At 45.9% G+C, this 26,223-nt stretch carries 25 protein-coding genes and 1 tRNA gene; 18 read left to right on the top strand and 8 right to left on the bottom strand.

The features are described 5' to 3' along the window. Nucleotides 1-454: 454 nt before the first annotated feature. Nucleotides 455-610: a hypothetical protein gene (locus tag ICN47_RS01130; RefSeq protein WP_216218076.1), complete on the bottom strand. Its 156-nt coding sequence runs from the start codon at nucleotides 608-610 to the stop codon at nucleotides 455-457. Between the two features lie 97 nt (nucleotides 611-707). Continuing rightward, entirely contained in the window at nucleotides 708-1,163 is a 456-nt protein-coding gene (locus tag ICN47_RS01135) for a hypothetical protein (protein WP_216218077.1), read from the bottom strand. Nucleotides 1,164-1,278: 115 nt separating this feature from the next. Between ICN47_RS01135 and ICN47_RS01140 the strand changes: the two genes are divergently transcribed. The 5 genes from ICN47_RS01140 to ICN47_RS01160 are packed head-to-tail and all read left to right on the top strand — an operon-like array spanning nucleotide 1,279 to nucleotide 4,785. Further along, nucleotides 1,279-2,508 (top strand): MFS transporter, encoded by a 1,230-nt coding sequence (locus ICN47_RS01140; protein ID WP_255538871.1) that lies wholly within the window; start codon nucleotides 1,279-1,281, stop codon nucleotides 2,506-2,508. Between the two features lie 10 nt (nucleotides 2,509-2,518). Beyond that, nucleotides 2,519-3,202 carry a dienelactone hydrolase family protein gene (locus ICN47_RS01145; RefSeq protein ID WP_216218078.1) on the top strand — a complete coding sequence of 228 codons (684 nt, stop codon included), beginning with the start codon at nucleotides 2,519-2,521 and terminating at the stop codon, nucleotides 3,200-3,202. A gap of 16 nt (nucleotides 3,203-3,218) precedes the next feature. Further along, entirely contained in the window at nucleotides 3,219-3,716 is a 498-nt protein-coding gene (locus tag ICN47_RS01150; protein ID WP_216218079.1) for a hypothetical protein, read from the top strand. An 8-nt stretch (nucleotides 3,717-3,724) separates the two neighbouring features. After that, nucleotides 3,725-4,450 (top strand): AzlC family ABC transporter permease, encoded by a 726-nt coding sequence (locus ICN47_RS01155; protein ID WP_216218080.1) that lies wholly within the window; start codon nucleotides 3,725-3,727, stop codon nucleotides 4,448-4,450. After that, on the top strand, nucleotides 4,450-4,785 hold the full coding sequence (locus ICN47_RS01160; RefSeq protein WP_216218081.1) for an AzlD domain-containing protein: 336 nt from the start codon (nucleotides 4,450-4,452) through the stop codon (nucleotides 4,783-4,785). The genes ICN47_RS01155 and ICN47_RS01160 overlap by 1 nt, the downstream gene beginning before the upstream one ends. A 15-nt stretch (nucleotides 4,786-4,800) precedes the next feature. Here the strand turns inward: ICN47_RS01160 and ICN47_RS01165 are convergent, their stop codons facing one another. Next, the gene (locus tag ICN47_RS01165) at nucleotides 4,801-5,769 is read right to left on the bottom strand and encodes a tripartite tricarboxylate transporter substrate binding protein (protein ID WP_216218082.1); all 969 of its coding nucleotides are present in this window, start codon (nucleotides 5,767-5,769) and stop codon (nucleotides 4,801-4,803) included. Between the two features lie 23 nt (nucleotides 5,770-5,792). Further along, nucleotides 5,793-6,944 (bottom strand): mandelate racemase/muconate lactonizing enzyme family protein, encoded by a 1,152-nt coding sequence (locus ICN47_RS01170; protein ID WP_216218083.1) that lies wholly within the window; start codon nucleotides 6,942-6,944, stop codon nucleotides 5,793-5,795. A gap of 218 nt (nucleotides 6,945-7,162) precedes the next feature. On the opposite strand from ICN47_RS01170, the gene ICN47_RS01175 reads away from it, so the two are divergent. Both ICN47_RS01175 and ICN47_RS01180 read left to right on the top strand, forming a co-directional pair. Further along, a complete protein-coding gene (locus tag ICN47_RS01175; protein ID WP_216218084.1) occupies nucleotides 7,163-7,969 on the top strand; it encodes a DUF2092 domain-containing protein in 807 nt (268 codons plus the stop codon). 15 nt (nucleotides 7,970-7,984) lie between these two features. Next, the gene (locus ICN47_RS01180) at nucleotides 7,985-8,476 is read left to right on the top strand and encodes a hypothetical protein (protein WP_216218085.1); all 492 of its coding nucleotides are present in this window, start codon (nucleotides 7,985-7,987) and stop codon (nucleotides 8,474-8,476) included. A gap of 117 nt (nucleotides 8,477-8,593) precedes the next feature. Here ICN47_RS01180 and ICN47_RS01185 read toward each other — a convergent pair. Next, a tRNA-Leu gene (locus tag ICN47_RS01185) sits at nucleotides 8,594-8,680 on the bottom strand. A 152-nt stretch (nucleotides 8,681-8,832) separates the two neighbouring features. On the opposite strand from ICN47_RS01185, the gene rnr reads away from it, so the two are divergent. From rnr to ICN47_RS01200, 3 genes are read left to right on the top strand one after another with little or no spacing between them, the layout of a single operon-like run. After that, nucleotides 8,833-11,217, top strand: a complete 2,385-nt coding sequence (gene rnr / locus ICN47_RS01190) for a ribonuclease R (protein WP_216218086.1) — start codon at nucleotides 8,833-8,835, stop codon at nucleotides 11,215-11,217. A 22-nt stretch (nucleotides 11,218-11,239) separates the two neighbouring features. Beyond that, entirely contained in the window at nucleotides 11,240-11,995 is a 756-nt protein-coding gene (gene rlmB, locus ICN47_RS01195; protein ID WP_216218087.1) for a 23S rRNA (guanosine(2251)-2'-O)-methyltransferase RlmB, read from the top strand. Nucleotides 11,996-12,035: 40 nt separating this feature from the next. Then, the gene (locus ICN47_RS01200; protein WP_216218088.1) at nucleotides 12,036-12,221 is read left to right on the top strand and encodes a DUF2892 domain-containing protein; all 186 of its coding nucleotides are present in this window, start codon (nucleotides 12,036-12,038) and stop codon (nucleotides 12,219-12,221) included. A gap of 25 nt (nucleotides 12,222-12,246) precedes the next feature. Here ICN47_RS01200 and tal read toward each other — a convergent pair whose 3' ends face one another. Continuing rightward, the gene (gene tal / locus ICN47_RS01205; RefSeq protein ID WP_216218089.1) at nucleotides 12,247-13,215 is read right to left on the bottom strand and encodes a transaldolase; all 969 of its coding nucleotides are present in this window, start codon (nucleotides 13,213-13,215) and stop codon (nucleotides 12,247-12,249) included. 91 nt (nucleotides 13,216-13,306) lie between these two features. Between tal and rpiA the strand changes: the two genes are divergently transcribed. Further along, on the top strand, nucleotides 13,307-14,017 hold the full coding sequence (gene rpiA, locus ICN47_RS01210; protein ID WP_216218090.1) for a ribose-5-phosphate isomerase RpiA: 711 nt from the start codon (nucleotides 13,307-13,309) through the stop codon (nucleotides 14,015-14,017). Nucleotides 14,018-14,277: 260 nt separating this feature from the next. On the opposite strand, the gene ICN47_RS01215 is transcribed toward rpiA, so the two are convergent. Beyond that, entirely contained in the window at nucleotides 14,278-14,550 is a 273-nt protein-coding gene (locus ICN47_RS01215) for an oxidative damage protection protein (protein WP_062308940.1), read from the bottom strand. A gap of 15 nt (nucleotides 14,551-14,565) precedes the next feature. Next, entirely contained in the window at nucleotides 14,566-15,930 is a 1,365-nt protein-coding gene (argA, locus tag ICN47_RS01220) for an amino-acid N-acetyltransferase (protein WP_216218091.1), read from the bottom strand. Nucleotides 15,931-15,983: 53 nt separating this feature from the next. Here argA and hrpA point away from each other — a divergent pair, with 53 nt between their 5' ends. The 7 genes from hrpA to glnA all read left to right on the top strand — a co-directional run bounded on the left by hrpA (nucleotide 15,984) and on the right by glnA (nucleotide 26,218). Beyond that, a complete protein-coding gene (hrpA, locus tag ICN47_RS01225) occupies nucleotides 15,984-19,997 on the top strand; it encodes an ATP-dependent RNA helicase HrpA (RefSeq protein ID WP_370626240.1) in 4,014 nt (1,337 codons plus the stop codon). Nucleotides 19,998-20,074: 77 nt separating this feature from the next. Continuing rightward, nucleotides 20,075-21,073: a cytochrome D1 domain-containing protein gene (locus tag ICN47_RS01230; protein WP_370626241.1), complete on the top strand. Its 999-nt coding sequence runs from the start codon at nucleotides 20,075-20,077 to the stop codon at nucleotides 21,071-21,073. 45 nt (nucleotides 21,074-21,118) lie between these two features. Further along, nucleotides 21,119-21,874 (top strand): polysaccharide deacetylase family protein, encoded by a 756-nt coding sequence (locus ICN47_RS01235; RefSeq protein WP_255538872.1) that lies wholly within the window; start codon nucleotides 21,119-21,121, stop codon nucleotides 21,872-21,874. A gap of 3 nt (nucleotides 21,875-21,877) precedes the next feature. Then, nucleotides 21,878-22,849: a sterol desaturase family protein gene (locus tag ICN47_RS01240; protein ID WP_216218094.1), complete on the top strand. Its 972-nt coding sequence runs from the start codon at nucleotides 21,878-21,880 to the stop codon at nucleotides 22,847-22,849. 30 nt (nucleotides 22,850-22,879) lie between these two features. After that, nucleotides 22,880-23,749: an EI24 domain-containing protein gene (locus tag ICN47_RS01245; protein ID WP_216218095.1), complete on the top strand. Its 870-nt coding sequence runs from the start codon at nucleotides 22,880-22,882 to the stop codon at nucleotides 23,747-23,749. Next, nucleotides 23,742-24,596, top strand: a complete 855-nt coding sequence (locus ICN47_RS01250; RefSeq protein ID WP_216218096.1) for a molybdopterin-binding protein — start codon at nucleotides 23,742-23,744, stop codon at nucleotides 24,594-24,596. The genes ICN47_RS01245 and ICN47_RS01250 overlap by 8 nt, the downstream gene beginning before the upstream one ends. 206 nt (nucleotides 24,597-24,802) lie before the next feature. Continuing rightward, a complete protein-coding gene (gene glnA / locus ICN47_RS01255) occupies nucleotides 24,803-26,218 on the top strand; it encodes a type I glutamate--ammonia ligase (protein WP_216218097.1) in 1,416 nt (471 codons plus the stop codon). Nucleotides 26,219-26,223: the final 5 nt, after the last annotated feature.

Genomic DNA, 26,223 nt, shown 5'->3' on the forward strand with positions numbered 1-26,223 from the left:
TTGCCCTATTTGCAGGTCTATGAGGATCTAAGGAGTGCTAATGCCAGTTATGCTGATCTGCGTAATGACAAGCTCGCCAGACGATTGAATCAAACAGGCTCTTCGCCGCGAAATGGTAATCACCGTAATGTGTTTCATGACTATATTCTGGGGCTTGGCTTTGAATGGGTTCCTACCATGAAAGTCGGGGCCGGGTGCCAAGTACACCTACGGCCAAATGAGCTACCTTCTGGAGTATTAATTGTTAAGGTTTCCAAGCACTTAACGGCGATAATTGATGGAGTCATTCAAGATACGCATGACCCCTCTAGGGGTGGAAACCGCTGTGTTTACGGCTATTACTTCAAGAAATAGCTTAAGAATGCTGCCATGAAAAAAGCCCCTAAATATTTTTAGAGGCTTTTCTTTAATACAGGCTTAAATTGCTAAAAATTAGCGATAAATCAGGGTTTTATTACCAATTTACGCTGTTTTTGTGGCTTTTCTGTTCCATATCCTTAGCTTCTGACCATGCTGATGCAATTAAGGCAAAAAAGTCGCGAATCGCAAATAAAGGCTTAAAACTAAAGCTTGGTGAGTGATGAAACTGGGCTGTATTGGAATGTGCCATTTTGCTTCTCCTTAGGGTATACCCTGATAATACTCCCTAACCCAGAAAAATGTTGCAAAGCAGCACCTCAGCGGTATTTATGTTCGTATTTAGCTCTTCAAGCCTGCCGATAGATGTTGGTCATATTGATCATTGCTGAGGTTGTCCAGGCCAGTGAAAACAAGCCAGTAAAGGCGATAAAGAATGCCAGGCTCTTCCATCCCCAGGGAAGACTATCTGGAGCAAATCCCACGGTGGTGTAGCAACTTCCAGAAAATATAACCGCACTTAAAGTGTCATTTATTAAACCAAGCATCCTTAAAAAGATTGCCCATAACAACACTTCAAACATATGAATCAGGGCTATAGAGATGAAGGCACAGTAAAAGTGAAAAAATACCCAGGTGTACTCCTTATTTGCCAAATTGTTGTCAGTTAGACGGTCAAACCTCATGGTCACTTTATTAATCGCACTACCGTGATAAATGAGAACCATTAATAAAAGAGCAGTTCCTATCAGGATCTCTTTTAATAGCGGCAATAGAAAAGGGTAGTTGCTTAAGAAAGTATTCATCTGGAATGGCAGTTTTAGGGTGATGGCAGTATAAAGACCTGGCTGATGAGCTTAAAAACAAGGATTGGTCATAGGGGCGATAATGACATACCCCTAAATTCAAGTAAAGCCAGCATTGAGCAATCATCCTATTTCAAGCAATAAGAACCAAGAACGCCTCTTCTTATTGGCATTAGCAGGCATTCAGTTCACCCATATTTTGGACTTCATGATCATGATGCCCTTGGGTCCTGAGTTTATTAAAGCGCTTGACATCAACACCCATCAATTTGGTTTATTGCTCTCTTCTTATACGTTTGCCGCTGCGATTGCAGGTATCTTTGCCACTTACTATGTCGATCGTTTCGAGCGTCGTCAACTACTCTTAAGTTTGTATGCGTGCTTCATCGTTGCCACTTTGGCTTGCGGTTTGGCGCCAAGTTACGAAACCCTCTTTATTGCGAGAGCATTTGCGGGTGCGTTTGGTGGAATCTTAGGTTCTTTAGTGCAAACCATAGTGGCCGATTCCATTCCCTTTGAGCGTAGAGGTAAAGCTTTGGGAACGGTGATGGCAGCATTTTCAGTGTCAACCGTTGCAGGTGTTCCCCTCAGTTTATTTTTAGCCCATCACATTCCATCCTTGGGCTGGAGGGCGCCTTTCATATTTATTGCCTTGATTTCTACAGTCATTATGTATTTGGGCTATCGCAATATTCCCAAGATTGCAGGGCATTTGGACCATGTTCATGAGGGGAGTCGCCTCAATCAAATCCTCAAGATCTTGCTTGCGCATCAACATATCAAGGCCTTTGTATTTATGGCCTTCATCATGATCACAGGATTCTCGGTGATTCCTTACATCGCTTTATATTTAACCTCCAATGTGGGTATTAATACTGCCTACATCTCATTGATCTATTTATGCGGCGGGGTTGCTACCTTAATGAGTTCACGTTTTATCGGTCATATGGCTGATAAGTACGGAAAGGTAAAAGTCTTTCGCGCATTAGCAGTAGTGAGTTTGATTCCTTTATTGGTAACGACCAATTTGCCGGTGATGCCTTTATGGATTGTGCTTATTAATTCAACTGCATTCTTTATTCTGGTATCGGGGCGCATGATTCCGGCGATGGCGATGGTGAGTCAGGTGGTAGAAAATAAAATTCGAGGGACTTTCATGAGCTTGATCGGCTCGGTGCAAATGTTGGCCTCAGGAATTGCAACGGTTCTGGCCGGCATGGTCGTAACGATTGGTGCCGATGGCAAGATGGAGCACTATAACTGGGTTGGCTATGGTGCTGCGTGTTGTGGTTTGTTGACTATTTGGCTGGTAGGATATATTCATTCAGATCCTAAAAAAAACTAAAGGAGTAGTCGTGATTCAATTTACAAGGCCTGATGGCAAAACAGTAAACGGTTATTTGGCTGAGCCCGCTAATGTGACAAATGCTCCTGGAGTTGTGGTGATTCAAGAGTGGTGGGGCATGGATGATCAGATTAAAGAAGTTGCCGATCGTTTTGCGAAGTCTGGTTATCGCGCATTGGTTCCTGATTTATACCGTGGGAAGTTGGCGCTTGAGGCAAATGAGGCCGAGCATCTCATGAATGATTTGGATTTTGGTGATGCCGCATCTCAAGATATTCGTGGTGCAGTTCAGTACCTCAAGGCTACAGGCAGCGCAAAAGTAGGGGTGACTGGTTTCTGCATGGGCGGTGCGCTCACGGTACTCACAGCCTGTTTCGTACCAGAGGTCGATGCGACAGTTGTTTGGTATGGCAATCCACCCGCAGAATTTGTAGATGCTAAAAATATCACTACGCCAATGATGGCCCACTGGTCGCTCCAGGATGAGTTTTTCTCACCAGCCGGCGTGGATGAGTTAGAGAAGAAGTTAAAAGCAGCAGGGGTTCATCATGAATTTCATCGCTATGATGCAAAACATGCTTTTGCAAACCCTAAATCTGACTCACGCGGTCTAGCGCCTTTGCAATATCACCATGAGTCTGCTGAGATGGCATGGAAGCGCTCCCTCGAATTTTTCAAGAAACATTTGACTTAGTCACCGCGAGTTACTTATGCATCTCTTCGCTGAAAATCTAGCAGTTGAAATCTCTACCTATTATCAGAACCTCGTCTTAGGCCATGGCGTAACACCTAAAGTTTTTACCTTAGTAAACGGCGAGGGTAGTCAATATCTTTTCTTCATTGATGATTTGGGAATGGAGCGGGATGAAGAGAATCAATTCTTGGCCTTCATCGTCCAAGCGCATGAAGCTGTCTGCTATGCCAGGGGCACTTTAGTCATTGTGGAAAAGAATCAGCAATATATTGAGTTTGCAGTAGTGGATCATGATGATCAAGATGCGATAGTGTGCTCTGCGCAATTGACCAGGGATATTGATGACAAGCCCATTGGCTTGACGGAGTTTGATAAGACTTTGGTGAAGAAGCAGACGATCGTGTTCGGTGGTCTTTTTGAGCCGATTCAATTGTCAGATGAAAAAACTGAAGATTTTGAAAGCCTCTGGGAAGAAATGAAGCCCAAGATTTTGCATCGGATGATGGGTCTCTAGCTCTCAATATGACACCAGAACAAAAGCAAGTCTTTGTTGATGGTTTCAAGGAGATGTCTCGCTCTGGTGTAACGATTCTCACATGGGGATTGGTTACGGGAATTGCGATGGCCAAGTCAACGCTAACGCTGTATGAAGCATTGGCTATGAGTCTGTTTGTCTATGCAGGCGTATCGCAGTTAGCGGCGCTCCCACTGATCGCTGCTGGACTGCCAGTGTGGATGATCCTGGTCACCTCATTCATGGTGAACTTACGTTTTGTGATTTTTAGTCTTGGACTGCAAGCGCACTTTGCTTATCTACCTACTTGGCGACGGGTGATACTCGGTTACTGTACGGCTGACTTTAGCTATCTGTTTTTTATCCGGCGTTATACAACGCCACAAACCATTGCTGAACAGCGAGCCAATACCAAGCATTTGCAGATGTATTGGTTAATGGGTATGCAGATTTCTAACTGGGTTCTGTGGCAGATAGGTTCTATTACTGGAATACTGTTTGCCAATCAGATACCTAATAGCTGGGGTCTTGAGTTTGCTGGTGCGATTGCCTTGGTGGCGATCATTGTGCCCATGCTCGATCGTGATTCTGCACGCTGGGCTGCAGTAACTGCTGGGGTGGTGGCGGTCATGGCCTACGGTATGCCATTTCGCTTAAACATTGTCTTAGCAATTATTGCTGCCATTGTGGTGGGTATGAAAACTGACAAGTCGCCAAAGGGAATGACTCCCTAATGGAAATGAATACCCATATTTTTCTATTGATTCTGGGTATGTCCCTTGTGACTGCCTGGACCCGCAGCTTCTTCCTCATACTGGGGGAGCGGATCAAGGTGGCGCCCTGGGTATTAGAAGCGATTCGATTCGCGCCACTGGCTGCCATGATTGCTATCTTGGCACCAGAGATTTTTCTTCCAGCGAGCGCAAGCAGTGTGGCTGAATTTAATCTCAAACTTCCCAATATTTGGGGAGGCATTGCAGCCATCATTGCTTTCTATGTGACCAAGAAAATGCTCAGCACTTTAGTGATCGGTATGGCGGTGTTTACCGCTGCAAGATTCTTGGTTTAACCACCAGCAATCTCTTTAGGGTTCAATCTTTGCCATTTTGACAATAGCACCAAACTTTTTGCTTTCGCTATTGCTAAAGCTTTGAAATTCAGTCATCGTCATATTTCCAGGTTGTGCACCTTGTTTCTCTAAAGCCTCTTTTACCTCTGGTATGCGTAAGACATCAACAATATCTTTTTGGATTTTTTGAGCAATGGCATTCGGTGTGCCGCTAGGAACATACACGCCAAACCATTGGGTGAGATCAAAATTTTGCAGGCCAGGCGTTTTTGCTAACGGCGGAATATTTGGCGCAGCAGATGAGATTGCTTTTGAAGATAGTCCAAGTGCCTTAAGGCTACCTGACTGAATATGGGGAAGGGCAGTTGGCAATCCGGCAAAGCCAATATCGACATGCCCGGCAAGTAGATCCGATACGGATGGTGCAACACCTTTATATGGTACATGCACTAACTTAATCCCCGCTTGCTCTTCAAGCATGACGGCTGCTAGGTGCTGAGGTGTTCCTGGGCCTGAAGAAGCGTAGGTCACTGTATTGGGATTTTTCTTAGCAAAGGCAATTAATTCAGCTGCTGTTGAATAGGGTTTGGATGGATTGGTCACTAAAACAAAGGGTAGTTTCACCAAAAGAGTTACTGGTTTTAAATCAACATCTGGGTTGTAAGACATCTTCTGCATGAAATGCTGATTAATCACAACCTCTGCTGTGGCAGACATGAGTATCGTTAGTCCATCAGAAGGTGCGTGTGCAACAAAATTTGCGCCAATCGTGCCGCTTCCACCAGCTTTATTTTCTACTACAACTGGCTGCTTCCAGATATCGGCCAATTTTTGACTGACTAACCGGGCTACTGGATCAACTCCGCCTCCGGGGGCATAAGGAACAATCACTTTTACAGTTTTATCGGGCCAAGATTGTCCCAGTGCTGAATGACTTAAGCAAATAGCAATGAATAGACTGAGAACGTGAATTATTTTCTTCATGGTGTGAATATGTCTATTAAAATTTAATATGAAGTTGCAATCAAGAATGGCTTCAGACTCAAGAGGTCAGGCTCTATTCCTAACCCGGGTTTATCGCTCAAGATTACATCACCATTAAGCGGTTTGGGTGTGGGAAGGGCTAGAAGCTCTCTCAGTAGATTTGGATTTGAATCGACCTCTACAAATCCCGGGCCCCCCACTGCTGCTTTGAGGTGCATGGAGGCAAGCAAGCCAACACCGCCACCAAGCCAATGCGGACAGAATAGTTTGTTGCGTTTAAGGGAGGCAAGACCAACGTTGATACATCCACTAAAGCCACCCCATTTGCCAAGATCAGGCTGTATGACACCAAATGCATCACTCTCTATCGCGGCATTGAATTCTTCAGTGCCGCGCATATTTTCACCAGCAGCCAGTTGAATGGGAGATGCTTTTTTAGCAAGAGCGTTCCAGGTGTTTAGTGAGGAGTCTGCTGGCAATGGTTCCTCAATCCAAAAGGGATTTAAAGAGGATAGGGATGAAATATTTTCAACCGCATTTTCTGGGGTCCATGCTTGATTTGCATCGACCATTAATTTTGTAGTGCTTCCAAACAAGTTTCTTAATGACTGCAGATTCTTAAAATCCCGCTCGTTTCCAAACCCAACCTTTAATTTGAAAGCTCGATATCCTTCATCCCATTTTTGCTGAGCCAGCTTTTCTGGGTTAGTGGGGCTAAGACCAGAGGCGTAGGTTGAAATCTTCGCGCTTCCGCCAAGGAGCTTCCACAGCGGTTGATTCATTTTCCTCCCTACCAAATCCCAGAGAGCTATATCTGCTCCGGCGATAGCTTGTGCAATAGTTCCAGGTTCACCACATTGAATTCCCAATATGTGAAGACGGCTAGTCAGTGTATTGAAGGCTGTTAAGGGAGAGTTCCACGATTGTTCTAATAAAATCGGTGCAAGCACTGAATTAAATAAGCGTGCCCGGTGCTCTGCCCCTACTGAAGGAAAGTTGCACCAAATTTCGCCCCAGGCAACAAGCCCATCGCCATCTTCAATCCTGACGAGGACCGCAGGGCGGTCGTACATGATTCCAAAAGAAGTTTGGACGGGTTCATCGATGGGGGTGCGATAGACGCTAGCCTCAGCTTTTATCAGGCAAATTGGGCTAAATGAAAAATTGGTATCCATACTTAATAATAGCCAATTAGCGAAATCTGTTCATGAGCATCTTGCGGCGGTCTTTACAGGCCTCGTTATGGGGCAAAACATGGAATAAATTTATTGTACGGGAGTGATATGTCGTTTAAAGTATGCGAGGTAGATTAGTGAATCCCACTCCATGGCTCGATGTTGAAAAGATCGCCCATTTATTGAGATTTTTTCATCATCATCATGCGGAGTAATTCATGCGCCCGTTTATCAGGTTGTTGTTAATTCTTATTTCGAGTTTTGGTTTGTTGGGCGGTGCCTTAGCTCAAACCAATACATCTAAGCGCCCAGAGTCGTCACCAAGGCCAAGTTTGCCAAAGAATATTAAGCCTATAGAACAAGAGGCATTAAGTCTTTTAAAGCAAATGACGCAAACCTTAAGTTCTGCTAAAACAATCCAATTTGAGTCTGTTGTTCAGTCTGAGTTTCCTTCGATTGATGGAATTCCTGTGATGTATACCACTGCGGCAAATATCGCATTACAAAGACCTAATAAATTTGACGTTGTTGTAAAGGGCGATGGCCCGTCTAACGAAATATTATTTAATGGCAAAAAACTGTTTGCCTATAGTCCGGAAAAGAATTTAGTGGCGGTAAGTGATAGCCCTGACTCTATCGATGGTGCAGCACAATTTGCTTACGAAAAAGCAGGAGTTTTCTTTCCGGGGGATGATTTAGTTTTATCTAACCCTTATGAGCATCTTACCGCAGGTTTAACTGACGCATTTATTGCTGGTAAGTCAAAACTCATTGGAGGTGTGGAGACTTATAGCATCGTCATGGCTGGCCGAGAGTTGCAAGGTCAGGTATGGATTGGGGTAAAGGATCACCTTCCTTATATGGCCTCATGGATTTATTTGGGCGATAAGGCGCGCCCTCGTACGACCTTGGTATATAAAAATTGGAAAATTGATTCTCTTATATCTCCAGAACGCTTTAATTCAAATCGATTTTCAAAGGCTGTTGTCACTGAGTTTGCTCTGCCGAATGCGCCTCTTAATTAAGAATAGAGAGATACGATGAAATTTTTTAATATTGTTATAGCGAGCCTGATGGGCTTAATTACCCTATCCATTGCTACTGATGCCGAAGCTTATTGGCACGGTTACCGAGGTGGCTGGAGAGGTGGTCCTGGTTGGCGTGGTCCTGGTTGGGGTGGTTGTTATCGTTGCGGTCCAGGCTGGGGTCCGGTAGGAGTGGTTGCTGGAGCTGCAGCTGTAGAAAATGCCGAGGTAGTGGCTGCGGAATCACGCCCAACAGTAGTATATGAAAATCCACCTGTAGTTGTAGCTCAGCAAGCTCAACCATCCGTATTGGTGTCTCAAGGTGTTGCACCACCAGCAGTAGTAACGGAAAGTTCAATTCCCCCGGTAGGTGCTACTTATCCAAATTTACTACCAGGTTGCGTTCTGGCACCGCGAAACGGTATTAATTTTTATCAATGCCAAGGATTTCGTATGAGGCCCTTATACGGAGGTAATAGCTTTTATTACCGAGTCGTTCCTGGTTAGGATTCAAGATGCCACCTGCGGGTGGCTTTCTTTTGAGTCTGCTAGATGGATGGGGGAATAATCAGTGACTATTAAAAAGGAGGATTTTGCTCCCATATAGGTCATAGCAAGAGTATTTGGTGCCCAGGAAGGGACTCGAACCCCCACAACCTTACGATCGCCAGCACCTGAAGCTGGTGCGTCTACCAATTTCGCCACCTGGGCATGCCACTATTATAGAGGGAGTGTCTGATTGGGGCATTTCTCAGCAATTCGGGCTTTTCCCCTTCAGACTTCATGGTTTGATACAGTAGCCTTATTCATAACAAAAATAGATATCAATAGATATACAGGGCATGTATTGCCGAAGGAATTAAATGCGTAAAGCAAAAGACTTGGTGCCGCGTGAGGCTGATCGCTTAGGAACAGTCCAAGGACACCGAGATGGATTTGGATTTGTCATTCCGGATGATGGCGGTGAGGATATTTTTCTTTCTGAAAGAGAAATGTCACGAGTCATGCATGGCGACAGAGTCAATGTCAGAGTTTTAGGAACGGATCGACGTGGACGCCCAGAAGGGCAGATAGTTGAGGTCGTCTTACATGCCAATAAAGTAGTAATCGGTCGACTCTTAAATGAGAATGGCGTGCTGATTGTTGCGCCTGAAGATAAACGTATTGGCCATGACATTTTGATTCCTCCAAAAGGGCAGGGGAATGCCAAGTTGGGACAAGTGGTTAGCGTTGAAATTATTGATTACCCCGATAGCTATCGTCAGGCAGTAGGACGCGTGGTTGAGGTCTTGGGTGAAATTGATGATCCAGGAATGGAAATTGAAATCGCTGTTCGTAAGTATGGCGTTCCCCATGAATTTTCTGCAGCTGCAATGAAAGAAGCGGCAGCATTGCCAGATACGGTTCAACAAGCAGATCTAGAGGGCCGCGTTGATTTGCGCGATGTGCCTTTGGTCACTATTGATGGCGCTGATGCCCGAGACTTCGATGATGCGGTCTATTGCGAGCCAGTCATGTATGGCAAAACCAAGGCTTGGCGTCTGATCGTGGCTATTGCCGACGTTTCTCATTATGTGAAGCCAGGTCAGCCTTTGGATGATGAGGGCTTATTGCGCGCTACTTCGGTGTATTTCCCTAGACGGGTGATACCAATGTTGCCAGAGAAAATCTCTAACGGCCTTTGCTCCCTGAATCCTGGGGTCGATCGTCTCTGTATGGTGTGCGATTCAGTGGTCGATAACAACGGAATTGTTTTAGCCTATCAGTTCTATCCAGCAGTGATGCATTCTGCGCAGCGCTTTACTTACGATACCGTTTGGGAAATTCTGTCTAATAGCAAAGGCCCCGAGGCAACGCGTTTTGCACAATTCCGCCCCTTGCTAACGAATCTGTATTCACTTTACAAAATATTATTGGCCGCACGTGAGAAGCGTGGCGCGATTGAGTTTGATACCACTGAAACCCAAATTATTAGTAATGAGCTGGGCAAGATTTTGCGGATTGAACCTCGTATTCGTAATGATGCTCACCGCTTAATTGAAGAGTGTATGTTGACGGCTAACGTTTGTGCTGCTGACTATATTGATAAAAATAAACATTTAAGTCTGTACCGTGTTCATGGCGAACCTTCTGAAGAGAAATTAGTCACCTTACGTCAGGTCTTAAGAACATCAGGACTTTCCTTAGGTGGAGGCGAGAAGCCAAAGCCACGAGATTTTGCGAAACTCATGCGTGAGGTTAAAGACCGTCCAGATGCCAACATGCTCCAGTCGGTGGTCTTACGCTCAATGCAACAGGCAATGTACCAGCCGGATAATGAAGGCCATTTCGGTTTGGCTTATCCAGCGTATTCCCATTTCACTAGTCCGATTCGCCGCTATCCTGACTTATTGACGCATCGCGTAATCAAATCGATTCTGCAGAAAAAGCCTTATGTCCCGGTTTTGCCGCCAAAAGTGCCTTTAAATCTGACTTTACCTCGTAAAGGTAAGGGTCGTGAGAATGCAGTAAATGCTAAGAAGTCACAGAGTGATGCCAAGGCTGGGCCTGCCAAAGGCGCCAAGTTGCCTAAGGGTGCGAATGCAGCTTTACCAATTTGGGGTCAACTAGGCGTCCACTGTTCTTCTAATGAACGTCGTGCTGATGAGGCATCCCGCGATGTTGAAGCATGGCTTAAGTGTTATTACATGCGCGACCATTTGGGACAAGAATATGCAGGCACAGTAACGGGTGTTGCTAACTTTGGATTATTTATTCAGCTAGAGAACTTATTTGTTGAAGGCATGGTTCACGTTACTGAGTTGGGCGGTGATTATTTCCAGTACGACGAAGCCCGCCAAGAGTTGCGTGGCGAACGTACAGGTATCCGCTATCGCTTGGGTGATCGCTTGCACGTGTTAGTAAGCAGAGTGGATCTTGATGCCCGTAAGATTGAGTTCAGTCTTGTTAAGTCTATGGGTGCTGAGCCTGGAGGTTCAAGCAATCGCCGTCAATTGATCTTAGCTTCCGACTCTGGTCGACCTAATAAGAAGGCTGCCTCTAAGAAGAGCAGACCTTCAAGTAATGTTCCGCAAAAGCCCAGCGGCATTAATGTGAATGCAGCTAAATCTGCAGGAACTCTAGGTGCTACCCAATCCAAAAGTAAGGCTAGCCGCAAAAATGGTAAGGCCAATAAGCAGGGAAGATCGGTAGGCAAGCCTGCAGGATCCAAGCCGCCAGTGCGTAGCACGAATGCTAGACGCAAATAACACGCACATTAGATAGAAAAAGATGAAACAAATATTAGTAGGTTTTCACGCAGTTCAAGCGCGCTTGCGAGTAGACCCCGAAAGTCTGAAGTCGGTGTACTTTGATCCCAGTCGTCGCGATAGACGCATGGGTGATTTTTTAAAGCAGGCAGAAGAAGTGTTAGGTGAAAGACTGCATGCTGCTGATGCAGAGCGTTTACATAAGTTAGCTGGTCACGACCGCCATCAAGGGGTTGTTGCCTTAGCTGAAAAAATGACGATTGCTCGCACGATTACTGAGGTTGTCGAAGATGTTGAGGGTGCAAAAGAAAAGCCATTGTTCCTGGTATTGGATGGCATCACCGACCCGCATAACTTTGGCGCTTGTTTACGAGTCGCTGATGGTGCTGGGGTAGATGCAGTAGTCGTTCCCAAGGATCGTTCTGCATCGATTAATGCCACTGTCAGCAAGGTCTCTAGTGGGGCCTCTGAAGTCATTCCTGTGATTACCGTCACTAACCTGGTTCGCAGCATGAAAGAAATGCAAGAAGCAGGTGTTTGGCTGGTTGGTACTGATGATGAAGCGGAAAAATCAATCTACGATCTCGATCTGACGGGCTCTATTGCGATAGTCATGGGCGCCGAAGGTGAGGGAATGCGCCGTTTGACTCGCGAAACCTGCGACGAGTTAGTTCGCATCCCCATGCAAGGAGCGGTAGAAAGTTTGAATGTTTCTGTTGCAAGTGGCGTATGCTTGTACGAAGCATTAAGACAGCGCTTATTAAAGACTGAAAAGTAAGAAGCCAGTTGGCAACTCAATTCTCTAAGAGGGGATGAATATGAAATGTAATATTGGTCACACAGATCGTGTACTTCGCATGACCGTTGGCGTTACTTTGATGGGTTTAGCTGGCTTTGGCATTGTTGGCGCTTGGGGCTGGATTGGTATTATTCCTCTAGCAACCGGCATGCTCGGTAATTGTCCAGCCTACAATCTGCTCGGCATCAATACCGCCAAGAAGTAATACATCACTAGAAGTCTGATGCCTCTTACTGGGCAAGTAAGGCTTCTAGTTTTTCGGTATCAATACAGAAGTTCCGAATACCTTCGGCCAGTTTTTCTGTAGCCATCGCATCATTATTTAATTGCAGGCGGAAGTGAGATTCATCCAACTTCAGCGCAGTAAGATTTTCAGCGCTTAATGCCTTCTGCGCATTCGCAGCATCCAATTTTTTTTCTACAGCGGCATTGCTATTTTGTAATTCCGCCAATAGCTCAGGGCTAATCGTAAGTAAATCACAGCCTGCTAACTCTAAAATCTGACTTGTGCTTCGAAAGCTGGCGCCCATAATTTCTGTGGAGATGCCAAAGTGCTTGTAGTAATGGAAAATTCTTTTGACCGAGGTAACACCTGGATCATTAGCTCCACCATTACTCACATCACTCCAGTTGCTAGCTAATTTTGCCTTATACCAATCAGTAATACGCCCCACAAACGGGGAAATGAGTTGTGCTTTTGCTGCTCCACAGGCGGCAGCCTGTACTAATGAAAAGAGCAAAGTCATATTGCAATGAATGCCTTCAGCCTCGAGTTCTTTTGCGGCAGCAATACCTTCCCAGGTCCCTGCTAACTTAATCAAGATGCGTTTGCGATCAATTCCATGAGACTCATAGAGGGCAATCAGATGCTTTGCTTTAGCTACAGTCGCTTTAGTGTCAAAAGATAGGCGTGCATCCACCTCGGTAGAAACCCGGCCAGGAACAATCTTGAGTATTTCTAATCCAAAAGCCACTAGGATGTAGTCGACTAGGTCACCAGGTGCCATGCCAGGATGGGTCGCCTTCACCGCATTGACCAAGGATTGGTAATTGCTTTGCGAAGCCGCCTTCAGGATTAGGGAGGGGTTGGTGGTGGCGTCCTGAGGGGCAAACGCTTTCATACGTTCAAAATCGCCCGTATCGGCAACTACCGTAGTGAGTTTTTTAAGTTGACTTAAGGCTGAGGCGTTGCTATTCATAGAAATATCAAGGTTCTAAAAGGATGGCTCGTGATTATCATATGATAGATGCATTAATTACTCTGTTCCAGTAAAGGCGTTTAGCAAGACTATGAATCAGGATCAATTGAAGCAAATGGTAGGTGAAGCAGCAAGAGACGAGGTCTTAAGGCTGCAGGCAGGTCAGGTGCTGGGGGTTGGAACTGGATCGACTGCAAATTGCTTTATCGATGCACTGGCGCCTCATAAAGATCATTTTGCTGGGACCGTTTCGAGTTCAAATGCGACCACTGAGCGACTTCTCAAGCATGGCTTTAAGGTGCTAGATCCTAATGATGTAGTGAGTCTTCCTGCCTATGTCGATGGTGCGGATGAAATTAATCCAGCAGGACATATGATTAAGGGCGGCGGCGGCGCCTTAACGCGCGAAAAAATTATTGCCTCGATGGCAAAACAATTCATCTGTATTTGTGATTCTTCAAAGCAAGTTCCCGTTTTGGGAAATTTTGCACTGCCGGTAGAAATCATTCCCTTGGCAAGAGGAGTGGTTACAAGAGAATTGGACAAGCTTGGCGGAAAAGTGACTCTGCGTTTGGCAAAAAATACTCGTGCTGATTTGGGTCAAACCCCAAGCGAGCCTTTTGTTACTGATAATGGCGGGTGGATTTTGGATGTGGCTGGGCTGCAGATTGCCGATCCAATCCAAATGGAATCTATGATTAATCAAATTGCGGGAGTCATTACTGTTGGCTTGTTTGTAAAAGAAAAAGCCAATGTACTTTTGGTAAGTAATTCGGCCGGGGTAGAACGGATGACGTTTTAGGATGTAAAAAAACCCGACGGGGTTTCCCCATCGGGTTTGATTGCCATGCTTGACATGGCGTAGACAAGCGGAAGAGTATTGGTTCCGCTGTCCTTAAACGCATAGATGCGTTTATCTCAAGTGGCTTTCGCCAATGTGGCGGACACAAAATCTGTCTCGTCACAACTTCATCCTATGCCTCCAAGTATGGAGTGTCAACAGCAATTCAAATTATTTTTTTAAATTAAAAATGAAGCGAATCAATTATTGTACTGCAGCAATCACTCTGCAGGTGGCACATAACCTTGCGCCATATCTGCGCCACCTTCAAAGAAGTATTTTTCAACTTGCTTTAAGAGGTATTGGCGAGCGCGCGGATCAGCCATATTGAGGCGATTTTCATTTATCAGCATGGTTTGTTGCTTTAACCAGGCGGCCCAAGCTTCTTTGGATACTTGATTCCAAATCTTTTTGCCAAGCTCTCCTGGAAGTGGTGCGAAATCCATTCCCTCAGCTTCTTTATTGAGCTTAATGCATTGAACCATGCGTGCCATCTGTAATGCCTTTCTTTATAAGTCTTTTGTTAAAACCATGGACTTGCGATCCCAGTTATAAATTTCTTTACGTTCTTCCGGTAAATCATCGACGGAGGCGCGTTTAAAGCCGCGCTTTAAAAACCAGTGCTCAGTACGGGTTGTCAGAACGAATAATTTTTTAATGCCTTCTTGTTTGGCGCGCATTTCAATCCGCTTGAGAAGGCGTTCACCATCGCCTGAGCCCTGAACATCGGGATCTACTGCAAGGCAGGCTAACTCTCCAACGCCTCCAGGGAAAGGAAAGAGGGCTGCACAGCCAAAGAGGACGCGATCATGCTCGATGACTGAAAAGCGCTGGATATCACGTTCGATCACATCTTGTCCGCGAGCCGCTAAGATGCCTTCTTCTTCTAAAGGCATGGTGAGTTGCAAAATGCCACCGACGTCATCTTGATTGGCTTCACGTAAATTCTCAATATCGGACGAAGCTAGCATCATGCCTATACCGTCATGGGTAAAGAGCTCTTCCAATAGTGCGCCATCCTGATTGCAGGGGAGGAAGTGAACGCGACTGACGCCAGCACGAATTGCTCTTCCAGAAATATTGAGAAGACTCTTTATGCCCATTTCAAGATCTTTGTTCTGATTTACTTGTTCTTGAAGCTGTGGCAAGGACAACTCAGTAATGAAGTCACCTTCTTTATCTTTTAGTCCAGAGAAAGGGCTAAGGAAAATCAGTTTGTCTGCTTTTAGGGCAGCAGCAGTTGAGGCGGCCACATCTTCAAAGGCAAGATTAAATGCCTGACCCGTTGGGGAGAAGCCAAGAGGCGATAGCAGCACAATCTTATTGCTATCGAGTGATTGCCTGATTGAGGATGAGTCCACCTTACGCACTAAACCAGTATGAATGTAATCCGTGCCTTCGACCACACCAACCGGCATAGCGGTAATGAAATTTCCTGAGATCACGGAGATGCGTGAACCCGCCATTGGGGTATTCGGTAAGCCACGACTAAATGCGGCCTCAATATCTAAACGCAATTCACCAGCAGCTTCTTTGACGCACTCGAGCGCGGCAGCATCGGTAATCCGATAGGTATTCATTGCGCTCTTACCAAACTTGCTCTTGATTTTGCGCAACATCAACTGCTCTTCAATCTGGGGGCGTATGCCATGAACCAAAACAATGCGCATCCCCATGGCATGCAGCATGGCGATATCTTCAATCAGATTCTCAAGGCCGATTTCTTGGGCCAGTTCGCCAGCAAAAGCAATGACAAAGGTCTTTTCTCGAAAGCTGTGAATATAGGGCGCAACATCGCGCAACCATCCTACAAAGGGGAAGTTGGGGGTAGATTCTTCGGCGTTTGAGGCCTGATTTGGTGCGTTTGTTGGCATAGTGAGAAAATTATAGGGTGCAAGAGCCTATAAACCAACAAAAACCCAAAGCAATCCCAAACCCTGTGCCTGCTTCCAACACCCCCCGCAAGCTCGAAATCCGTTTTCCAGAGGAATTGCCGGTCTCTAGTCAGCGTCAGGTCATACAGGATGCGTTGCAATCACACCAGGTGGTCATCGTCTGTGGTGAGACGGGCTCAGGTAAGACCACGCAGTTACCTAAGATCTGTCTTGAGTTAGGTCGAGGAACGATCAATGGAGGTAAGTTGGTTGGACATACCCAGCCACGCCGAATTGCTGCCACTGCTACTGCAAAAAGAATTGCCCAAGAGCTAGGATCTCCAATCGGCCAGGATGTGGGCTACCAAGTCCGTTTTGCGGATAAGACCAGCGCCACCGCCTCGATTAAGCTAATGACGGACGGTATTTTGTTGGCTGAGACTCAACGTGACCCTCAGTTACGCGCTTATGACACTCTCATCATTGACGAAGCCCATGAGCGTAGTCTCAATATTGATTTCTTATTGGGATATCTCAGACAGCTTCTCCCTAAGAGGCCAGATCTGAAGCTGATCATTACCTCGGCCACCATTGATGCCCAACGTTTTGCGGAACACTTTGCCATCGATGGGAAATTAGCCCCAGTGATTGAAGTGAGCGGACGTCTCTTTCCCGTAGAGCAGCGCTATTCACCGTTAGAGCCAGATGCAAAGCCGGATGGCAAAAAAGAATCTAAGCAGGCAAAAGAGATTCCGGATGCTGTTGCCGAAGAAATTGCCAAAGTTTGGCGTGAAGGCACAGCGGGAGCAGGGGATGTACTCGTCTTTTTACCCGGTGAGCGAGAAATCCGAGATTGCGCTGAAGCCCTACGTAAAGATCATGTGTTGCAGCAGCGTTTTCATCCGGAGGTGCTGACCTTATTTGCGCGTCAATCTGTGGCCGAGCAAGAAAGGGTATTTAGTCCTGGTAATGGGCGACGCATTATTTTGACGACCAACGTGGCTGAGACCTCTTTAACCGTTCCTAATATTCGCTATGTCATTGATAGCGGGTTGGCACGAGTTAAACGCTACTCCTATCGCAATAAGGTAGAGCAGTTGCAGATCGAGCCTATTTCACAAGCGGCTGCCAATCAAAGGGCAGGTCGTTGTGGGCGCGTATCAGATGGCATTTGCATTCGTTTGTATAGCGAGCAGGACTACCAAGGCCGTCCTAAATTTACCGATCCTGAAATTTTACGCAGTTCATTGGCAGCAGTCTTATTGCGGATGAGTTCACTCCGCCTACCGCGTATTCAGCATTTTCCTTTTTTGGATAAACCGCTTGGTAGGGCCATTACAGATGGAGTGCAGCTCCTAGATGAATTGGGTGCCATCGAGTTTGATGAAAATCTTGCTGGTGATAATCAAGATATTAATCAAAGCTTTAAATTAACTGGTATTGGTAAGCAATTAGCAGATCTACCGCTAGATCCTCGCATCGGTAGGATGTTGTTAGCAGCTAAAGAACAGAATGCCTTAAAAGAAGTCACGATGATTGCTTCGGCATTGGCCACACAAGATCCACGAGAAAGACCGCTAGATCAGGTGGCAGCTGCAGATCAAGCACATTTGCAATTTGCTGATGAGCGCTCTGAGTTTCTCAGTTTTGTAAAGCTCTGGAATTGGTATCAAGATGCTTTGCAACACAAACATAGTAATCGTCAATTAGAAATGCTCTGCCGTAGTAAATTTTTATCGCCACGTCGCCTCCGAGAGTGGCGTGATGTGCATGGTCAGTTGCATACAATGCTCGGAGAAAAAGGCTGGAAAGAAAATGCCTTGCCCGCAACTTATGAACAAGTCCATCTTTCATTGCTAACTGGCTTATTGGGCTACGTCGCTAAAAAAGAAGAAGATGAAAAGTCTCAGGAGCGAGGAAGTAAGACCGGCGGATATATTGGTGCCCGTGGTATTCGTCCCTTCATCTGGCCCGGTTCTACTCTTGGTAAGAAGGCGGGTGCGTGGATCTTGGCGGGAGAGTTGCAAGAAACTACCCGAATGTATGCCCGAACGATTGCTAAGATTGAGCCTCAATGGGTTGAACGTGTTGCAGCCCATCGACTCATTAAATCCTTGAGTGATCCTTTTTGGGATAACCGCCAGGGTGAAGTCATGGCCTTTGAGCGCGGCACTCTATATGGACTGCCTATCTATCATGGACGGCGCGTGCGTTATGAGCCTCACAACCCTGAGGAAGCTCGTGAATTATTTATTCGCCAAGCATTAGTTCAAGAAGAAATGTTTGGCCGCATGGATACGCCAGCCCTCCAACGAGAAACCGAGACGGAAGCCAAGAAAAAATACCCTAATCTTTTTGGTTTCTTCTGGCATAACCGACGCTTAATCAAAGAAATCGAAGCGCTGGAGCATCGTTCACGTCGTCCTGATGTTTTGGTTGACGACGATTTGCTTTTTGCTTTTTATGACGCCCGGATTCCAAAAGGGGTCTGCAGTAGAGAAGGCCTTTCAAGCTTGTTTAAAAAGCAGGGGGAGCTCGATTCTCAGTTGCGTTTGGCTAAGGTGGATCTGATGCGCCATGAAGCAGCTGGTATCACTATCGATCGCTATCCCAAAAAGATGATGGCAGGCGGAGCTGAGCTTGGTTTGACCTATCACTTTGAACCAGGCAGCCCAAAAGATGGTGTGACTTTAGTGATTCCCTTAACTCAGCTGAACCAAGTCGATGGCCGTCGTTGTGAGTGGTTGGTCCCAGGGATGTGTGAGGAAAAAGTGTTATTGCTATTAAAGTCTCTCCCACAAAAGCTTCGACGTCATTGTGTGCCATTGCCTGACTATGCAAAGTCATTTTTGGAGCGACAGTTAGATGAAAAACAATTTGGCATTGGAGATTTTTTAGATAGCTTGATCAGCGATATTCGACAAGAGCGTGGTTTGGAAATTAAACGCACAGACTTTAGACCAGAATCATTGCCGCTACATTGCTCTATGAATTTTCGCTTGATTGATGAGCATGGTAGGCAGCTCGAGGTCGAGAGAAATTTAGCGCGCCTGCGTTCTGAGTATGGCGAGACTGCACGTAGTGCTTTTCAGGCGATTGCGCAAGTAGCGGCTCAGGTAGAGCTTGGAGTAGAGACCTCAACAGCTAAAGCTCAACCTCAGAAAGTCAATGCTCGAGCTGACAATGCTAGAAAAGTAGAACAGGGTGGATATCGCTCCTGGGAGTTCGGTGAACTTCCAGAGACCCTGGAAATTCAAAAAGGCAATCAGACCCTTTTTGGTTATCCGGCCTTAGTGGATAGATCTGACTATGTAGATTTGGAAGTATTCGATGATGTATTAGAAGCCAGAAAGCACCATCAGCAAGGATTGCGACGTCTTTTTGTATTGGCAAATAAAGATACGCTCAAAGCATTGCAAAAACAATTGCCAGGCTTGCGTGAACTTGGATTGTTATTTATCAACGTCGGTTCGGTAGATGGTCTGGTAGAGCAGATTCTGAATCTCGCAGTTGAGCGGGCATTCATGGCTGATGACTTGCCCATGAATGCAGAACAATTTTCTGAACGCTTGTCAGCCGGCAAGCCAAGACTGGCTTTAATTGCCCAAGAAGTAGCTAAGCACGCCTTAGTGGCTTTGCAAACCCATGCCGATTTACAAAAGAAACTTGCCCAGGCAAAGGCAGCTTCCCCAAGTGCTTATGCTGATATACAGAGTCAGTTGCAGGCCCTGATCTTCCCTAAATTTGTCGCAGAGATTCCCTACGCTCAACTAGTGCATGTTCCAAGGTATCTCAAGGCTATTGCCATGAGAGTTGATAAGTTACGGGCCAATCCTACAAGGGATGCACAATGCCAAAAAGACTGGGAGTCTGTGGCAAGGCCTTGGCAAAAGCTACTTCAAGGTAATCGGGGGTCTGCTTCCTACGCTATGGCTGAGGATCAGGGCTTGCAGGATTTTCGCTGGCAGTTAGAAGAACTTCGGGTGGCCCTATATGCACAAGAGCTCAAGACGCCAACCCCAATGTCCCTCAAGCGCCTAGAAAAGGTTTTAGCTAGCTTGCGCTAGGTCAAATCCTCTTTGTTTTTGAGGGCTTTTACCTGGCTGCGATTGCTTACAATGTCGTAATGCACACATTTATCAAGATTAGAGGATTTCGCATTCTTGCGAGATCTGCGCTGTTCTCCATTCTCTCCCTGAGTGCAGTCGTTTTTGCTCAGGCGCCTGCTCCAGTCGAACCTAAGTTGGCCGTCATTTTGAATTCAGGAGATGCTTCGGTTAGTTTGATTGATATGCCTACACGCAAGGTGATCAAGACAGCAGCAGTAGGCAAAGAGCCGCATCATCTGATGATGACGCCCGATCAAAAAACATTACTTATCGCCAATGCTGCGGGCAATGATGTTGCGTTGATGAATCCAGTAAGTGGTGAGCTCACCGGTAAGATTCCAAACATCATCGATCCCTATCAAATCGGCTATTCACCAAACCACAAATGGTTTATTGCTAACGGCAATCGTCTTGATCGTGTGGATATTTATTCTGCAGATGGTGCCAATCTAAAATTAGCTAAGACACTGAAGCTTGCGAAGACACCAAGTCATATTGCTTTTACTACGGATAGCAAAACCGCTTTTATTTCTTTGCAGGACTCCAGCGAGTTGGCAGCGATTGATCTCGATACGCAAACGATATTGTGGAAAATGCCCACGGCTAAAGTGCCAGCTGGCCTTTGGATGACGCCTGGGGATCAATACCTCTTGGTAGGTATCACTGGCGAAGATAGCGTACAAGTGATTGATTGGAAAAACCGCAAGGAAGTGAAGCGGATCTTTACCGGCAAAGGTGCTCATAATTTTCGTCCGCTGGGCGATAAGAAGCATGTGTTTGTCAGTAACCGTATTGCCTCCACTATTAGCTTGATTAATATGCAGACCTTGGAAAAGGTAGGCGATATTACTGGTTTGCCAGCGGGACCAGATGATATGGAAATTACGCCCGATGGTAAAACCATGTGGGTGACCTTTCGATTCTCTAAGAAGGTCGGCGTGATCGATATTCCCTCTATGAAGTTAGTGACGGTGATTCCGGTTGGCAAGTCACCTCACGGCGTCTTCTTTACACCTAGAGCTTCTTGGGAATAAGGTTTAATGCCTCTTACTGCAACTATTGCTAATCGAATGCTTCAGATGACAGCCGCGCTTTTGCTCGGCTGTATTTCATTTGCGGCTAGCGCTCAGACTGCAAGCTGTCATAAGACCGTTTATCTTACTTTCGACACGGGCAATATGTCTGTTGCAGAAAAGGTCGCCGAAATTTTGAAGCTACAGGATGTCAAAGCCACCTTTTTTCTATCGAATGAAAAAACATTTCGTGGAGATTTTGCTTTAGATGATTCTTGGAAGTCCTACTGGCAGGAAAGGGTGCGCGAAGGGCATCACTTTGGTAGTCATACTTTTGACCATGTATATTTTGTAAAAGATGGACCTAAGGGTGAGGTGTTTGAAAAGCCTCAATTTGGAGCCAAAGCGGGTATGACTTTGCTCTACAACGAAGCGGCGATGTGTAAAGAAATCAGACGTGTAGATCAACGCTTTATTGAACTCACTGGCCAATCGATTGAAAAAATCTGGCGTGCCCCTGGGGGTAAAACATCGCCTACCTTAATTCGAATGGGAAATATGTGTGGGTATCAGCACATAGCCTGGGCTGGGGCAGGCTTTTTAGGCGATGAGCTTGACTCAGACAAACACCCTAATGACAAGTTGCTCGCCAAGGCTAGCCGTGGCATCAATGATGGCGACATCACCATGGCTCATTTGGGGATATGGTCTAGAAAAGACCCATGGGCGCCCGCAGTACTGGAGCAATTAATTGTGAATCTGAAAAATCGCGGCTTCTGTTTTGGTTTGTTGCCCCAGAATTCCTTAAATCAGTCAAAATAAGGAATGGACTTTTCCTTCATTACCTCTCCCATTGCTAACGCTTACGGAAGTGTTCAAGAATTCCTTTTCACGAACGTACTAGGCCCTATCCTTTATCAATTTGACTTAATGTCGCTCGCAGAAGATGCGTACGATGGTATGGATTGGTTTTTATTTGGCTGCATTCAGATTATCTTAATCGCCGTGGTGTTGAGGACTTGGGAGCGCTGGGCGCCTGCTGAAACACAAGAGTCGTTTGCCAAGTCCAGCAGGGCGGATGTGCTCTATACCTTATTTCATCGCTTAGGTATTTTTCACGGACTTATCTTTGTAGCCTTATCCGGATTTTTCTTTGAGATCGATTCGCTCTTGCATGATTTCCGCTTTGATCGACTCAATGTTGAGTCTTGGTGGCCAGGAGTCACTTCAATTCCGGTAATTAGTTTTGTAATTTATTTAGTGCTTCTAGATTTTGTGGAGTATCTTTACCACCGTGCATCGCACTCATTCAATTGGTGGTGGCAGTTACATGCCTTGCATCACAGTCAAACGGTGATGACTGCTTGGTCAGATAATCGCAATCACATTCTCGATGACATCATGCGCGCTGCAGTGCTCTCGTTCTTTGCGCTGTTATTTGGTGTCCCGCCAGGTCAATTCATTGTATTGATCGCTTTAAGTCAATTCATCCAAAGTTGGCAGCATGCCAATATCAAAGTGGATCTTGGGGCAGCGAAATACTTTCTGATCTCTCCGTTGTATCACCGCATGCATCATGCAGTGGGATATGGTCATGAAGCAAAAGGTAAACCTGGAGTATTGGGGGGCTGTAATTTTGGTATTTTGTTTCCATGGTGGGATATGGCGCTCAAGACTGCTATTTTTTCTGAGAAGGTCTATCCCACAGGCGTGCGAAACTTAAAGGTGTCGCAAAACATCTTTGCCCAGCAGTGGCAGGGATTAGTTCATGCGCTGAGGGAAGTATTGCCAAAATAAACATGCACTGATGCATGTATTAGGAGCGTTATGGTTGGATTACAGCAGGTATTTAAATCCTTTGGTTTAGCTTTTATCGGCACCATGCATCCCAGAATGTTGTGGCTTAGCTTGCGACCATTCTTAATCGTGTCTGTGCTTTGGGGTTGCTTGATCTGGCTAACTTGGACTCCAGCGCTTGAGGCCTTGAGTATTTTTCTGACTACCTCGATGTTCACGAGCTGGATTCAGGACGGTTTGATCTGGGCTGGTTTTGAAAATGCGCGGGCCTGGATTGCGCCTTTGTTTTTTGTCATGCTCATCATTCCCTTGATCACCATTAGCTTGCTCGTCTTTATTGCCTTTTCTACTGTGCCTTCGATTGTCAATGTCGTTGCAAGGCAAAGCCCCTATCTCGATTTGGAATGCAAACGGGGCGGCGGCTTCTTTGGTAGTTTTTTTTATACGCTGTGGTCAGCGTTAATTTGCTTAGCCTTAGTGATGCTGACATTGCCGGTGTGGTGGATACCGCCCTTGGTGGCCGTATTGCCTCCACTGCTGTGGGGTTGGTTGACGATGCGCTTAATGTCCTATGATGTTCTTGCTAAGCATGCCAGCGTAGAAGAGCGGGATATCCTGCTGGAAAAATACCGCTGGGCTTTACTCACCATGGGCATTGTTTCAGGGATGCTGGGGGCCGTGCCTACTTTCTTCTGGGCGACGTCTGCTTTAGCATTGATTCTATTTCCAATCGTTAGCTTTGTAGCCCTATGGATTTACTCGCTGATCTTTGTCTTTGCGGCGCTTTGGTTCAGTCATTTTTTATTAGACGCTTTAAAAGAATTGCGACAAGAAGAACTCAACAAATCTTTAACAGTAGAAACACGTGTAGTTGATATGGAGCTTACGTACCATGGTTGATGGATTAAAAAAAGTAGCAATAGATGTGCCAGCACCAGCAGGGCGGCGCTTTGGTTTAATTGTGATCGGCGATGAGATCTTGTCAGGTCGTCGACAAGACAAACATATGAGCAAACTCATCGAGCTTTTAAATGAGCGTGGCCTAAGCTTGTCTTGGGCAAAATATGTTGCCGATGATCCTGATCAAATTACAGCAACGCTGAAAGAAAGTTTTGCGAGTGGTGATGTGGTCTTTAGTACCGGCGGGATCGGTGCAACACCCGATGACCATACTCGTCAATGTGCAGCATTGGCTTTGGGGACTAAAACGGAATTACATCCAACAGCTCAGGAATTGATTGCTGGCAGAATCCAATCAACGGCAGAAGGCGATCCTATTAAGGCTGACCTCAATACTCCAGAGAATCAGCATCGCTTCAAGATGGGCGAGTTTCCGATCGGTAGCGAAATCATTCCCAATCCTTACAATCAAATTCCTGGGTTTCGCATCAAAGAGCATCACTTTGTTCCTGGGTTTCCGGTCATGGCAGCGCCGATGATGGCTTGGTGCCTAGATACCCACTATCAGAATCTATTTCATCAAGAAAATTGGGCAGAGCAAAGCTTTATCGTGCCCAAGGGGGTTGAGTCAGTGCTAACGCCTTTAATGGAGCGTATAGAGGCTAGTTTTCCTGGGGTGAAGGTCTTTAGTCTTCCGTCTGTGGGGGACGTCTCCAAAGGCGGCGTTTATGCAGAGCGTCATATTGAGTTGGGCATTAAAGGGAACGCCAATTTATTGGAAAGTGCCTGGATTGCCTTACGTACTGGCACCCAAGGGCTGGGTTACGAAATCCACGATATTAGCTAGGACAGTTATGCACTAATACAGTGCAAATCAGTTATTTCCTGGCTATTAATGGGGTAAATGAGCACTTAATTAGTGCAATAATGGGTGATCCCACTTGTTTGCTTCAGTAAATTACATACATCCATTAGGCATGTTTGGTGCCTGGAATGAACAAGGGTGTATGCCTTAGGTTTGAATTCCGAATTTAGTTAATAGAGGAGATTTGCATGACGAAGACCGTCGCTGATGTGATGAAGTTAGTTAAAGAGAAAGAATGTACTTTCGTTGATTTCCGCTTTGTGGATACAAAGGGTAAAGAGCAACATACAACAGTACCTATTTCTGCTTTTGACGAAGACAAGTTTGAGAGTGGCCATGCATTTGACGGTTCCTCTATTGCTGGTTGGAAGGGTATTGAAGCTTCTGACATGTTGCTCAGACCAGATCCAACAGCTGCTTATATCGATCCATTCTATGAAGAGCCAACATTGGTTCTGACTTGTGACGTGATTGAGCCTGCAGACGGCAAAGGTTACGACCGCGATCCACGTTCTATTGCAAAACGCGCTGAAGCGTATTTGAAGAGCACTGGTTTGGGCGATGCTGCTTACTTTGGACCAGAGCCAGAATTCTTTATTTTTGACGGCGTTCGTTGGGGTGCTGACATGCAGGGTTGCTTCGTGAAGATTGATTCCGAAGAGGCTCCATGGTCATCAGGCGCAGAAATTGAAGGTGGTAATACTGGTCACCGTCCAGGCAAAAAAGGCGGCTATTTCCCAGTTGCTCCAGTCGATACATTCCAAGACATGCGTTCTGAAATGTGTTTGATTCTTGAATCTTTAGGTATTCCGGTTGAAGTGCATCACCACGAAGTTGCTGGTCAAGGCCAAAACGAATTGGGTACGAAGTTCAGCACTTTAGTACAACGCGCTGACTGGACTATCTGGCAGAAGTACGTGATTCAAAACGTTGCTCACGCTTATGGCAAAACAGCAACATTCATGCCTAAGCCAGTAGTTGGCGATAACGGTTCTGGTATGCACGTTCACCAATCTGTTTGGAAGAATGGCGAGAACTTGTTTGCTGGTAACGGCTATGCAGGTTTATCAGAATTCGCATTGTTCTATATTGGCGGCATCATCAAGCACGCTAAAGCATTGAACGCGATTACTAACCCAGGTACAAACTCATATAAGCGTTTGGTTCCAGGGTTTGAAGCTCCGGTGAAATTGGCTTACTCAGCACGTAACCGTTCTGCTTCTATCCGCATTCCACACGTACCAAGCCCTAAGGGTCGTCGTATTGAAACTCGTTTCCCAGATCCATTGGCTAACCCATACTTGGCATTCTCTGCCTTGTTGATGGCTGGTTTGGATGGCGTACAAAACAAGATTCATCCGGGTGAAGCTGCTGACAAGAATTTGTATGACTTGCCGCCAGAAGAAGATGCAAAGATCCCAACTGTTTGTGCAAGCTTGGAAGAGGCATTGGATGCATTGAAGAAAGATCACGAGTTCTTAACTCGCGGTGGTGTATTCACTGAATCCATGATTGATGCATATATCAATTTGAAGATGGAAGATGTCACACGTTTCCGTATGACAACCCATCCTATCGAATTTGATATGTACTACTCCCTGTAAGCGAA

Origin of the sequence: Polynucleobacter sp. AP-Latsch-80-C2 (assembly GCF_018882185.1) — a bacterium.
GTDB lineage: Bacteria > Pseudomonadota > Gammaproteobacteria > Burkholderiales > Burkholderiaceae > Polynucleobacter.